The 12,319-nt window shown below is 62.8% G+C and carries 11 protein-coding genes; 4 read left to right on the top strand and 7 right to left on the bottom strand.

The annotated features are described in order from the left end of the window. Positions 1 to 53: 53 nt before the first annotated feature. Complete coding sequence (locus tag LB553_RS06930) at positions 54 to 353, bottom strand: hypothetical protein (protein WP_224511797.1); 300 nt, start codon at positions 351 to 353, stop codon at positions 54 to 56. A gap of 474 nt (positions 354 to 827) precedes the next feature. On the opposite strand from LB553_RS06930, the gene LB553_RS06925 reads away from it, so the two are divergent. Beyond that, a complete protein-coding gene (locus LB553_RS06925; protein ID WP_224511796.1) occupies positions 828 to 1,031 on the top strand; it encodes a DUF680 domain-containing protein in 204 nt (67 codons plus the stop codon). 70 nt (positions 1,032 to 1,101) lie between these two features. Next, positions 1,102 to 1,335 (top strand): DUF680 domain-containing protein, encoded by a 234-nt coding sequence (locus LB553_RS06920; protein ID WP_224511795.1) that lies wholly within the window; start codon positions 1,102 to 1,104, stop codon positions 1,333 to 1,335. Between the two features lie 85 nt (positions 1,336 to 1,420). On the opposite strand, the gene LB553_RS06915 is transcribed toward LB553_RS06920, so the two are convergent. The 5 genes from LB553_RS06915 to LB553_RS06895 form a co-directional block, all read right to left on the bottom strand. Further along, positions 1,421 to 2,533 (bottom strand): ABC transporter ATP-binding protein, encoded by a 1,113-nt coding sequence (locus tag LB553_RS06915; RefSeq protein WP_224511794.1) that lies wholly within the window; start codon positions 2,531 to 2,533, stop codon positions 1,421 to 1,423. A gap of 34 nt (positions 2,534 to 2,567) precedes the next feature. Further along, positions 2,568 to 4,232 (bottom strand): alpha-glucosidase, encoded by a 1,665-nt coding sequence (locus LB553_RS06910; protein ID WP_224511793.1) that lies wholly within the window; start codon positions 4,230 to 4,232, stop codon positions 2,568 to 2,570. A 4-nt stretch (positions 4,233 to 4,236) separates the two neighbouring features. Next, complete coding sequence (locus LB553_RS06905; RefSeq protein ID WP_224511791.1) at positions 4,237 to 5,391, bottom strand: carbohydrate ABC transporter permease; 1,155 nt, start codon at positions 5,389 to 5,391, stop codon at positions 4,237 to 4,239. Between the two features lies 1 nt (position 5,392). Continuing rightward, positions 5,393 to 6,406, bottom strand: a complete 1,014-nt coding sequence (locus LB553_RS06900; protein WP_224511789.1) for a carbohydrate ABC transporter permease — start codon at positions 6,404 to 6,406, stop codon at positions 5,393 to 5,395. 165 nt (positions 6,407 to 6,571) lie between these two features. Beyond that, positions 6,572 to 7,927, bottom strand: a complete 1,356-nt coding sequence (locus LB553_RS06895) for an ABC transporter substrate-binding protein (RefSeq protein ID WP_224511787.1) — start codon at positions 7,925 to 7,927, stop codon at positions 6,572 to 6,574. Between the two features lie 361 nt (positions 7,928 to 8,288). On the opposite strand from LB553_RS06895, the gene LB553_RS06890 reads away from it, so the two are divergent. Next, positions 8,289 to 9,311 carry a substrate-binding domain-containing protein gene (locus LB553_RS06890; RefSeq protein WP_224511785.1) on the top strand — a complete coding sequence of 341 codons (1,023 nt, stop codon included), beginning with the start codon at positions 8,289 to 8,291 and terminating at the stop codon, positions 9,309 to 9,311. 136 nt (positions 9,312 to 9,447) lie between these two features. Further along, positions 9,448 to 10,794, top strand: coding sequence for an NAD(P)/FAD-dependent oxidoreductase (locus tag LB553_RS06885; protein ID WP_224511874.1), 1,347 nt, complete (start codon positions 9,448 to 9,450; stop codon positions 10,792 to 10,794). Between the two features lie 53 nt (positions 10,795 to 10,847). Here LB553_RS06885 and LB553_RS06880 read toward each other — a convergent pair whose 3' ends face one another. After that, complete coding sequence (locus LB553_RS06880) at positions 10,848 to 12,260, bottom strand: S8 family serine peptidase (RefSeq protein WP_224511783.1); 1,413 nt, start codon at positions 12,258 to 12,260, stop codon at positions 10,848 to 10,850. Between the last annotated feature and the right edge of the window lie 59 nt (positions 12,261 to 12,319).

The raw sequence follows: 12,319 nt of genomic DNA, 5'->3' as shown, positions 1-12,319 counted from the left end.
GAGCCCTCGACGCCGTACTCAACGCCGGCGTTTCGCCAAGGCTCATCACGGGTTCAGCCTGTCGGAGAGAATTTTGTCGAAACGAGTTGGAAAGGCAGCGCGCCATAGGTGGCGACCGCCTGTTCGTTGTCCCAGACGCGAAATTGTCGTGACGGCCGCGCCTCCGGCACCAGGGTCCGTCCCGCCCGGTCGAGCTCCACCTTGCCGCGAAAGCGCAGCATCCGCTCCCCGCCGGAGCGGCTGATCGTCATTGAACGCAGCCGGGCCACATGCCGGTCGCCTGCATTGATCTCCATCTCGATGCGCCGCCGAACCGGTGGAACGACGATGCGCAGGATCAGATCGAGCATCATCTCGCAGATTTCGCCTTGCGGTTCACCCAAGGTTTGCGAGCGCACAAAAGATGCCGGCCGTCCGGTTGCCTTCGCCGCCATGGATTGCCGCGCCACACTATGTCTGACTCGCCCCTTGGAACAGGGTCGGATGGTTAACGGTATCGAAAAGTAACTATTAGGAGGTTCTAAAATCGAACCGAACGGTTCGTTTCTGTTGACGGTGCGTGCAGGATGGTGTGAACGCCGCTGCCCCGACACAATTGGTGAGCCAATTGCCAGATCGAGCTAAGCCGTTGATTCAAAGCTACAAAAATTAAGTCATAGGCATGCTTATGAAAACTTCAAGAGGCGGATTCATGGTCCAGACGGAAAAACTTCGTGATTGGAATCCGGCCCTCGGCTCACCCAAATCAGCGCTGTCCGAACGACGCGATTTCATTCCCAAGACACGCCGCTAGACGGACGGAATATAAAGATACTGGAGTAGCAAAAATGAAAAAGATTGTTCTCACTGCCGCAGCCTTTCTGGCTATTTCCGGCAGCGCTTTCGCTGGCAGCGACAATTATGGTTCGCAGGCAGCAAATCCGCCGGCCACGGTTGATTCGTCGTACACCGCTTCGGTCCACAAATCCGAACCGGCCGACCAGAAGCCTGTCACCACGGGCGCTGACCACAACTTTTTCGGCAACAACTAACAACCGACCTTGAACCGGCGGCGGGCTTGCCCGCCGCATCGGTCGGATCACAAGATTCAGGAGCACTGAAATGAAGAAGATCGTTCTTGCCACGGCCGCCCTGCTGGCCGTTTCCGGTGCCGCTTTTGCGGGCAGCGACAATTACGGCAACAGTGGCGTCAACCAGCCTGCCCCGGCAGTCGACACGACCCGCACGTCGTCGATCAGCACGGACTCGCCTGTCTACAAGCTGCTGAACTCGTCGCGTGACGTACAGAAGTCGGCCCCTCAGGGCAGCGACCGCGACCACTTCGGCAACCACTGACAGCCGACTGTGATTTGAAGGAAAGAGCGGCGGGCTTGGCCCGCCGCTTCTTTTATTTGCCGCGAAAGCCAGTCTGCCGATGGCGTCAGGCCGCTTTCGCTTCTTCGCGATGCAGCGTGAAGGAATGGCCGTCGGCGTCGAAGATATGCAGATCGCCGGCGCTGGCGTTGAGCCGCAGCGTCTCGCCGCGCTTGACCTCGACATTGCCCGGCAGTTTGGTCACCAGCGGCAGGTCGGTGCGGCCGATATCGACATAGACGAGCTGAACCTCGCCGAGCTGCTCGATATAGTCGACCTTGCCTTCGAACAGATAGTCCGCACCTGTGGCGATCGCGAGATCCTCCGGCCGCACGCCGAAGCTGACCGCGGCGCCATTCGCCGAGGCGGGCGTCGCGATCGGCACCGTCGCCTTGCGGCCACCGACATGGCTGACCACGGTCGGATTGCCGGTCTTCTCGATCTTTGCCGGCAATATGTTCATCGCCGGCGAGCCGATGAACTGGGCGACGAACAGATTGCCTGGACGCTTGTAGAGTTCCATCGGCGTGCCGACCTGCTCGACGACGCCTTCCTTCAGCACCACGATGCGGTCCGCCAGCGTCATCGCCTCGACCTGGTCGTGCGTGACGTAGATCATCGTCGTGTTCGGCATCGATTCCTTGAGCTTGGCGATCTCGATGCGGGTGGCGACGCGAAGTGCCGCGTCGAGGTTCGACAGCGGCTCGTCGAACAAGAACACCTTTGGGTTGCGCACGATGGCGCGGCCGATTGCCACGCGCTGGCGCTGGCCGCCCGACATCGCCTTGGGCAGGCGGTCGAGATATTTGGTCAGCTGCAGGATCTCCGCCGCCTGGCGCACCCGCTTGTCGATCTCAGCCTTGCTTTCCTTGCCGATCTTCATCGAGAAGGCCATGTTGTCGTAAACCGTCATATGCGGATAGAGCGCATAGGACTGGAACACCATGGCAATTCCCCGCTTCGACGGCGGCACGTCGTTCACCACCTCGCCGTCGATCTTCAGCTCGCCCGAAGTGATCTCCTCAAGACCGGCGATCGACCTCAGCAAGGTCGACTTGCCGCAACCCGACGGCCCGACAAAGACGATGAACTCGCCCGATTTGATGTCGAGGTCGATGCCGTGGAGAATGTTGAGGTTGCCGTATGATTTCTTCACCTGGTTGAGCGTGACATCGGCCATGTTTTTCCTCTCCCGTTGATCTCTGTTTGCAAGTTCAGTCGATGCGTCCGAACCAGGCGCCGTAGCCGCCGAGGCGGACCGGCCCGCTGCCAGTCTGTCCCGAAAAGCCATGCCCCGGCAAGGGTTGCAGCGCACCTTGGCCGAGATCGACATCGGCGGGCTTGCTGCCGAGATTGAACGCGCAGACGATCCGCTCATTGCCTTCGCGGCGGGTGAAGGCGACGGTGTCGCCATCGCTTTCGATAAAGTCGATGTCGCCCTTGGCCAGCGCCGGATGCTGGCGCCGGAAGGCGAGGAAGCGGCGATAGTGCTCAAGCAGCGAGCTTGCATCGCCCTGTTGCACGTTGACGGCCTGCGACAGGTGCTTGCCCGGCACCGGCAACCAGGGCTTGGCGGTCGAGAAAGCGCCATTCTTGGCGGCCGCATCCCACACCATCGGCGTGCGGCAGCCGTCGCGACCCTTGAATTCCGGCCAGAACCGGATGCCGTAGGGGTCCTGCAGGTCTTCGAACTTCAGCTCTGCTTCACCAAGGCCGAGCTCTTCGCCTTGATAGATGCATACCGAGCCGCGCAGCGACATCAAAAGCGCCGAGATCACCTTCAGATAGGCGGTCGGATCCGCCTCGTTGGCGGCCCAGCGCGAGGCGACCCGCATCACGTCATGGTTGGAGAAGGCCCAGCACGACCAGCCGTCGCTGGCGACCCGGCCGAAGGCCTCCAGCACCGCGCGCACTTTGGCGGCGCTGATCTTCTCCGGCGCCAGGAAATCGAAGGAATAGCACATGTGCACGCGCTTGCTGTCGGCGGTGTAGGCGGCCACCACCTCCAGACCACGTTGCGAGTCGCCCACCTCGCCGACGGCGGCCTGCGCCGGATATTCGTCGAGAAGCGCGCGGAAACGCTCGAGGAAGCCGAGATTCTCGGGCCGGCTCTTGTCGTATAGATGATCCTGGTAATTGTAGGGATTGACCGCGGGCGCCGTCTGGTCGTTGCGCTCTTCCGGCGGCAGCGGTGGATTATCCTCCAGCCCTTGGCTATGGAAGTAGAAATTGATCGTGTCCAGCCGGAAGCCGTCGACGCCGCGCTCCAGCCAGAAGCGGGTGATGTCGAGCAGCGCGTCCTGGACCTCCTTATTGTGGAAGTTGAGGTCGGGCTGCTCGGCCAGGAAATTGTGCATGTAATATTGCTGGCGGCTGGTGTCCCACTGCCAGGCCGAGCCGCCGAAGATCGACAGCCAATTGTTGGGCGGCGTGCCGTCGGGCTTGGCGTCGGCCCACACATACCAGTCGGCCTTCGGATTGTTGCGGCTGGAACGGCTTTCCTTGAACCAGGGGTGGATGTCGGCGGTGTGCGACAGCACCTCGTCGATCATCACCTTGAGGCCCAGGCGATGGGCTTCCGTCACCAGCGCGTCGAAATCGGCCAGCGTGCCGAACATCGGGTCGACGTCGCAATAATCAGACACGTCGTAGCCGAAATCCTTCATCGGCGATTTGAAGAAGGGCGAGATCCAGATGGCGTCGACCCCAAGCGAGGCGACATAGGGCAGGCGCTGAACAATGCCCTTCAGGTCGCCGATGCCGTCGCCGTTCGAGTCCTGATAGGAACGCGGATAGATTTGGTAGATCACCGCGCCGCGCCACCAGTCGCGGTCGATGGCGGGGTCTGGTTGCGACGTCGCCTTCAAAGCCGATTGCATCTCTTCAACCTCCTTTCACCGAGCCGGCAAGCAGCCCGCGGACGAAATAGCGCTGCAGCGAGAAGAACACGAACAGCGGCACGATAATGGTGATGAACGCCGATGTGGTCAGGATCTCCCACTTGCCGCCGCGCGAGCCGAGCAGCGCGTTGAGCTTGGCCGTCAGCACGATCTGATCGGGCCCCGTGCCGAGGAAAACCATCGCCACCAGCAGATCGTTCCATACCCACAGGAACTGGAAGATGGCGAAGGAGGCAAGCACCGGGAAGGACAGCGGCAGCACGATTTTGACGAAGATCTCGAAGTCGCTGGCGCCGTCGATGCGTGCCGATTCCATGATCTCGCGCGGCAGGCCCGCGATATAGCTCCTGAGCAGGTAGATGGCGAAGGGCAGGCCGAAGCCGGTATGCGCCAGCCAGATGCCGAGATAGGTCTTGGAGGGCACGCCGAAGAAGGCGCCGACGCCGTTATAGAGCCTGAGCAGCGGGATCAGCGACATCTGCAGCGGCACCACCAGCAGGCCGATGATGACCGCGATCAGCAGCGCCCGGCCGGGGAAGCGCATCCAGGCCAGCGCATAGGCCGCGAAGGCGGCAATCAGGATCGGGATCACGGTCGCCGGAATGGTCACCGTCAGCGAGTTCATGAACGAGCGGCCGATGCCTTCCGAGAACAGCACCGTCTGATAATTCTCGGTAGTGAATTTCGGCGGCGCCGAGGAGGCGTAATAGACGCGCTGGCCGCGGTCGCCTTCGAAGGGCTTCGGTGACGACAGCACGAAGCTGCCATCGGCATTCATTTGCAACGTGACGCCGTCATTGAGGTCGGCGACCGATCCCGCCTTGTACTGCGTCGGCGCGGAAGATTTTACGCCGAAGGCGCTGATCTCGCGCTTGGGGCCATCGCCGAAGATGTTGCCCTCGATGACGTATTTGCCGTCCTTCTGGGTTTTCGCCGACGCGCCCGGCAACCGCCCCGCCTCGCTCTGGCTGGAACTGGCGAAGGAGTTCCACCAGCCGGACGCAACGATCTGGTCCTTGTCGCGCAGCGACGAGACGAGGATGCCGAGGGTGGGGATTGTCCAGATCGCCACGAAGACGAGCACGGCGATATGGACGCCGAAGCGGCCGATAAAGGACTTTCCGGTCTTGGTCGCCATCTCAGTGCCCTCCCGTCTCTTTGTTGGCCTGGCGGATGTTCCAGACCATGATCGGGATGACCGCGATCATGATGATGATGGCGATGGTCGCGCCGCGGCCGAAATCGCCGCCGCCCCGAAACATCCAGTCGAACATCAGATTGGCGAGCACCTGGGTGTTCCACTGGCCATTGGTCATGGTCAGCACGATGTCGAACACTTTCAGCACCAGGATGGTGATGGTGGTCCACACCACCGCGATCGTGCCCCAGATCTGCGGCACCATGATCTTCCAGAAGATCTGGAAGGGATTGGCGCCGTCGATGACAGCCGCCTCCAGCGTCTCTTCCGGGATGCCGCGCAGCGCTGACGACAGGATCACCATAGCAAAGCCGGTCTGGATCCAGATCAGGATCACCATCAGGAAGAAATTGTTCCAGAACGGCAGCGATATCCACACCTGCGGCTGGCCGCCGAAATACTGGATGATGGCGTTGAGCAGGCCGATCTGCACCTGCCCCTCGCCGCGATACTCGTAGATGAATTTCCAGATCACACTGGCGCCGACAAAGGAGATCGCCAGCGGCAGGAAGATCAGGCTCTTGGCGATGGTGCCCCACCAGATCTTGTCGGTGAGCACGGCGATGATCAGGCCGAGGAAGGTGCAGGCGGCCGGCACCACGGCCAGCCACAATAGGTTGTTGAAGATCGAGTTGCGCAGATCGTGATCGCCAACCGCCCATTCATAGTTGGCCAGCCCGACGAAACTGGTGCCGCCGCGGTCGAAGAAGGAGAGCCACAGCGTCGCGACCACCGGGTAGATCAGGTAGATGGCAAGGATGATCAGCGCCGGGCCGACGAACAGCCACGGCCGTACATATCCCTGCCGGCGCAGATTGTTGATGGCGGCGGCGCCGGATACCCCGCGTGAGGGGAAGATGAGGTCGAGCAGTCTGTTGGCGCCCCAGAAATAGGCGACACAGCCGCCGACACCGATGATGATGACGAATATGGCCGAGAAAATCTGAGCCGCCATGGGTCCCTCTCCCTGCGCATGACCGCCCAGCCGGGGCTGGCGATCGGATGCACCGATTTTCGGTTATTCGGAACAATCGAAACGCGAAGGCTTCCGGCGTGGCCGCCGGTCGGATCCGGGCCGTGGCCCGGATCCAGGTGGAGGATGAGGAGGATTTCGGGACGCTTACTTGATGCCGTCCCAGCTTTTCTGGATGTCGGCGGCGACGTCCTGCGCGGACTTGCCGCCGACCAGGTCGACCATGCCGGTCCAGAACGAACCCGCGCCGATCTTGCCGGGCATCAGGTCGGAGCCGTCGAAGCGGACCGTCGTGGCGCCGACCAGGATCTCGCCCTGCTTCTTCAGCGCCTCGCTGCCATAGGCCTCCTTGTTGGCCGCCTTGAACGGGGTGACGAAGCTCTTCTGCGCCATCCACAGTTCATGCGCGAGCGGCATCTCGAGGAACTTGATGAACTCGCGCGAGGCCTTGGAATCCTTGGTAATCATCACCAGTGTTCCGGCCACTTCCAGCGGCGTGCCCAGCTCCGGCTTGGAGGCGTAAGGCGGGTAGGGGAAGAAATCGGCGTCCTGGCCGAGCTTCACGTTGTCCGGGAAGAAGGACGGGATGAATGATGCCTGATGGTGCATGTAGCACTTGGGCGGCACGGTGAAGAGGCCTTTCGGACTGTCGCGGAAGTCGGTCGCCGCGACCGCCTTGGCGCCGCCGTCCACCATCTTGTCGTCGGTGGCGATCTTGCCGAAGATGTCGATGGCGTTGACCACGGCCGGATCGGTGAACGGGATCTCGTTCTTCACCCACTTGTCGTAGACCTCCGGCGGCTGTGTCCGGAGCATAATGTCCTCGACCCAGTCGGTCGCCGGCCAGCCGGTGGCGCCGCCCGAACCCAGCCCGATGCACCAGGGCTTGCCGCCATCGGCGATGATCTTCTTTTCGAGGTCGGCGAGCTCTTCCTGGGTCTTCGGCACCTTATAGCCGGCCTCGTCGAAATTGTCGGGCGAGTACCAGACCAGCCCCTTCACGTCGATCTTGTAGGGAAAGGCGTAGAAGCCGGGCTTGCCGTCCTTGCCATTATAGGTGCCGAGCTTGGCCCAGGAGTCGCCGGCGGCATAGTTTTCCTTGATCCAGGCGCCGACATCGTCGCCCAGCGGGGTGAGCACGCCCTTGGAAGCAAGATCCTGGATGAGGCCGGGCTGCGGCAGGACGGCGATGTTGGGCGGGCTGCCGGCCTGGGTGTCGATGACGATCTGCTGCTCATAGTTCTCGGACGAGGAATATTTCACGTCCGCGCCGGTCGCTTCCTGGAAATAGTCGAGAACGGAACGGACAAGCGCCTCGTCCTCGCCGCGCCACGGTCCGAAGATCGTCAGCGTCTCGCCTTTGAGGTCTACCTTCTTGAGGTCGTCATAGTTCGCCCAATGAAATTTCGGATCCTCGCCCGGCTTGAACTTCAGTTCGGCTTGCGCCGGCAGGCTGAGGGTGAGTGCCGCGAACGCCGCACCCAAGAGAAGCATTTTCTTCATCGCAAGTCCTCCCAGTGGTCACAAACAGGACGAAACCTCCATTTCGTCCGCCGACGCCCGCGGAACTGTGACTCAACGAAAGGGCAACCGCAACCTTTCGAAGAGCCTTCCAAAGCGCTTTGGCCATTTTGATCTCGCCATTGAATCGCGGGAGAGTCAAGGGGAAGAGTTCGTTAATCGATTTAAATCGCACGAAATCGGCTGCGAAAGGTGCACTGCAGCATGCTTTTTTGGCGCTGCAGCAGCAATTTTACTTCAAACAACGCAGGTAGACCTCTAAAGTCCGGTTGTGCTTGGCGGCTTTGCCAACAATCATCGGATCGGTCCATATTTGAAAGCGCTTTGAGGCTGGAGGCCTCCGATGAACCTCAAGCAACTCTCGCATATGCTGTCGCTCTCGCAAACCACGGTCAGCCGGGCGCTGAACGGCTATCCCGAGGTCAATGAGGAAACCCGGCGCCGGGTGATGGATGCCGCCAAGCGCCATGGCTACCGGCCGAACCCCAGCGCGCGCCGGCTCGCCACCGGCAAGTCGGGAATGATCGGCTATGTGCTGCCGACGGGTGCCGCCGTCGACATCGATCCGCACTTCGTCGAATTCCTGTCCGGCCTCGGGGACTATGCCCGTTCGCACGAGCTCGACCTCGTGCTTTCGCCCGCCGATGCCGACGACGAGGAAACGACCTACCGGCGCATCGTCGCCAACCGCCAGGTCGACGCCGTTTACATCTCCTCGCCGCGTCCGGCCGACAAGCGACTGGCGCTGGTCAACACGCTGGGCATTCCGTTCGTCGTCCATGGCCGCAGCGAGGGTTTCGACTTCGACTATCCCTATCTCGACATCGACAATGAGGGCGCCTTCCACGAAGCGGCGCGCCTGCTGGTCCAGCTTGGCCACCAGCGCCTGGCGCTGATCAACGGCAACGAGCGCGAGACCTTCGCCATCCACCGCGAGCGCGGCATGCGCCGGGCGCTTGCCGCGAGCGGGCTGACGCTCGGCGAGCGCCACATCCGCTCGGTGGCCATGACCGAGGAAAACGGCTACCGCGCCGCCCGCCGCCTGCTCGAGGACGCTGAGCCGCCGACGGCGATCGTCTGCTCCAGTCTGATCATGGCGCTGGGCGTCGTGCGCGCCGTGCGCGATCTCGGCCTCACCATTCCGGGCGACCTCTCGCTGATTGCCCATGACGACGTCTTCCCCTGGCTGCGGCCGGAGAATTTCCCGGTGCCGCTGTCGACGACACGCTCGTCGATCCGCCTCGCAGGCGCCCGCATCGCCGAGCGGCTGGCGGCCCGCATATCGGGGCTGGAAGATGGCGCGCGCGGCGAGGTATGGCCGGTGGATCTGGTTGTGCGCGGGTCGGTGGCGGGGGCGCCGGTATAGCGCCTGATCCAACAACTTCACCGCTGCCGCCTTCCGGGCTACTGTCTTGGGACAACGGTCCGCCTTCGGCTGCTCCTGATGTTTGACGGCAACAACCAGTAAGCCAGACCGTCAATCAGCTCCTCAGAGTGCGCCATTGCCTACATTCCCGTTCACCGAAGCGGATCCAATCCAACATCCTGGTCCTCCGCCGAAGACTTCGGAGGTGGTGATCGTCGGTGGCGGTGTCATAGGCGTAACGACGGCCCTCTTCCTTGCCTCCCGCAACATTCCGGTGACGCTGTTGGAAAAAGGCCGCGTTGCCGCCGAACAGTCCTCGCGAAACTGGGGCTGGATCAGAAAGCAGGGACGAGACGCGGATGAGCTGCCGATCGTCATTGAGGCGTCCCGTCTGTGGCGGCAACTGGCCGATGAATGCGGCGAAGACATCGGGCTGAACCAGACAGGCGTGACCTACCTGGCGAACTCCGACAAGGACATGGCCAAGTTCGAAGAATTCATGAAGATCGCCGCGATCCATAAGCTCGACACCCGCCTTTTGGACGCCGACGAAACCGCAAAACTCATCAGCGGCATGTCGCGCAGGTTCAAGGGCGCGATGACGACGCCCTCCGACATGCGCGCCGAGCCCTGGTTGGCGGTGCGGGCGCTGGCCAGGCTTGCCGTGCGAAAAGGCGCCAGGATCGTCGAGAATTGCGCGGCGCGCACTCTCGAAATCTCGGCCGGAAGGATCAAGGGCGTGTGGACCGAAGCGGGATATATCGGGGCCTCCAGCGTGCTGGTCGCGGGCGGCGCCTGGTCATCCCTCTTCTTGCGAAGACACGGCGTGGCCATCCCCCAGCTCAGCGTCAGGGTGACCACAGCTGCGACAGAACCCATGCCTGAGGTCTATTCAGGTGCGGCGGCCGACGACCATATCGCTTTCCGGCGCAGACAGGATGGCGGATACACGCTCGCCGCGGGCGGCAGCCACTTGCTTTACCTTGGGCCTGACGCGTTCCGGCACGCCACCCAATATCTTCCCGCCCTCATGGAAAATCCGTTCGGAACGCGCTATTTCCCCTTCGCTCCATCGGGCTACCCCGATGGCTGGTCGACGCCGCGCGATTGGGCGCCGGATTCAGAAAGTCCTTTCGAGAGAATGCGCGTGCTCAACCCGGCCCCCGAGCCGGCAAAGCTTCGCTCGATCGAGCGCAATTTCAAACAGCTTTTCCCCCGGTTCGAGACGGTTCGGCTGAAGGCCGGCTGGGCCGGTATGATCGACGCCATGCCCGACGTCGTTCCCGTTGTCGATCAGGTGCCAGCAATTGGCGGTCTTTTCGTCGCGACGGGAATGAGCGGCCACGGATTCGGCATCGGACCTGGTATCGGCCGCGTCGTCTCCGACATGATCCAGGGAAATGAAACCGGGCACGATCTCAGCCGTTTCCGGCTGTCGCGTTTCTATGATGGAAGCCCTGTCCGGCTAGGCCCGGCTCTTTAAATGGGCAACCGTTTGTTCGCATCTCGGCAATCAGCATAGCCGACTGCCTGGACTCACTCCTTCGCTGCTCCGGCCGCCTTGATGTCCAGCAAACCATAGCCGAAGTCATTGTCGCGCCCCTTAGGCCCGAGATCCTTGGCCGTGGCCGCCAGCGCTTTCTCGATATCGTCGGCCGTGCGGTCGGGCGCGGCGTGGATCAGATTGGCGATGGCGCCGGACACGATTGCGGCGGCGAAGGAGGTGCCGGTCACCACATCCGACCCCGCGCCGCTCGGCGCCACCATCTCGACGCCCGGCGCCGAGATGAAGACATAGGCGCCGCGATTGGCCTGCGGCATCAGCCCGTCCTTGGCGTCGGTGGCGGTCACGGCGATCACGCCGTCAAAGGCGGCCGGATAGCCATAGGGCGCCTTCGGTCCATTGTTGCCGGCGGCAGCCACCAGCACCATGCCGAGTGCCCGGGCATTGCGGCAGGCGGCGCCGAGGAGGTCGTTCTTCGGCCCGACAAAGCTCATATTGATGATGCGCACATTCTGCTCGGCCGCCCAGTCGAGCGCCGAGAGGATGACGTCCATGGTCGACTTGCCGCCTTCGAAGGCGCGCGCGTGATAGATCCTGGCGCCTGGCGCCATGCCTTCCAGCGGACCGACGCCGGCGATAAGCCCGTCGACAGAGGTGCCGTGGTCGCGCTTCTCGATCGGCACATTGGGCATGCCGTCATATTGGCCGGCAATCACGCCGGCCAGCGCGGGATTGGTGTCGTCGATGCCGGTGTCGATGACGGCGATGCGCACATTCTCGCCGCTCGCCTCTTTCGAATCGAGCGCGATGCGGTCGAAGGCATAGTTCACGATGCCGGCCGCCTGCTGCAGCGTGTAGATATGGTTGGGCTCGCGGCGCCGCGTGCGGCCGTCGGCGGCAAGCTGCGCCAGCACCACGCCGACAGGCCGCCCGTCGGTGATGCCGAAGCGCACCAAAGTGGTGCCGAGCAGCCGCGACTGGCGCTGCGAGCGCACCTGCAGGCCGAAGGAATTGGCGATCTGCTGCACGACGCCGGCGCCGCCGTCGACCGTCACCAGCACCTCGTCGGGCACGAACTCGCCGGCGATCGCGCGCGGCGGCTCCGCCAGGTTGAGACCTTGCGGCACTGTGACCGGCCCGCTTGGCGCCGGAGCGGGTGGCGGCGTGTTGTTCGAACCGTCCGACGACGATGTTCCATTGGACGGTGCCGGCGTTTGCGGGGCCGTGGGCGCCGGCGAGTTCGGAAAGAGATCGACGATCAGCGCCGGCAGGAACACCGCGCCGCCCGTGGCCGGGCCCGGCGTCCCGGCGCCGTTCTTGGTGCCGCCATCCTTATCGCAGCCGCCGCCGGTCGCCTTTAGGCAATCGAGCTGTTTTTGCGTCAGATTGGGGTCGTTGGTCTGTGCGAATGCGGGCGCGGCGACAAAGGCCGCCGCGAGGATCACAGCATGAAGAATGACTCTCGGCCTCGACGCAATTCCGGGCGGAAGGCTACGGCGAAGTC

The organism is Mesorhizobium sp. CA8, from assembly GCF_020164955.1.
GTDB lineage: Bacteria > Pseudomonadota > Alphaproteobacteria > Rhizobiales > Rhizobiaceae > Mesorhizobium.
Note: the sequence above shows the minus strand (reverse complement) of the source record. Positions and strands in the feature narration are given on the sequence as shown.

Coding starts and splice junctions, on each gene's coding strand:
- LB553_RS06930 (WP_224511797.1), bottom strand. CDS start 353: ATGATGCTCGATCTGATCCTGCGCATCGTCGTTCCACCGGTTCGGCGG.
- LB553_RS06920 (WP_224511795.1), top strand. CDS start 1,102: ATGAAGAAGATCGTTCTTGCCACGGCCGCCCTGCTGGCCGTTTCCGGT.
- LB553_RS06925 (WP_224511796.1), top strand. CDS start 828: ATGAAAAAGATTGTTCTCACTGCCGCAGCCTTTCTGGCTATTTCCGGC.
- LB553_RS06905 (WP_224511791.1), bottom strand. CDS start 5,391: ATGGCGACCAAGACCGGAAAGTCCTTTATCGGCCGCTTCGGCGTCCAT.
- LB553_RS06915 (WP_224511794.1), bottom strand. CDS start 2,533: ATGGCCGATGTCACGCTCAACCAGGTGAAGAAATCATACGGCAACCTC.
- LB553_RS06895 (WP_224511787.1), bottom strand. CDS start 7,927: ATGAAGAAAATGCTTCTCTTGGGTGCGGCGTTCGCGGCACTCACCCTC.
- LB553_RS06890 (WP_224511785.1), top strand. CDS start 8,289: ATGAACCTCAAGCAACTCTCGCATATGCTGTCGCTCTCGCAAACCACG.
- LB553_RS06910 (WP_224511793.1), bottom strand. CDS start 4,232: ATGCAATCGGCTTTGAAGGCGACGTCGCAACCAGACCCCGCCATCGAC.
- LB553_RS06900 (WP_224511789.1), bottom strand. CDS start 6,406: ATGGCGGCTCAGATTTTCTCGGCCATATTCGTCATCATCATCGGTGTC.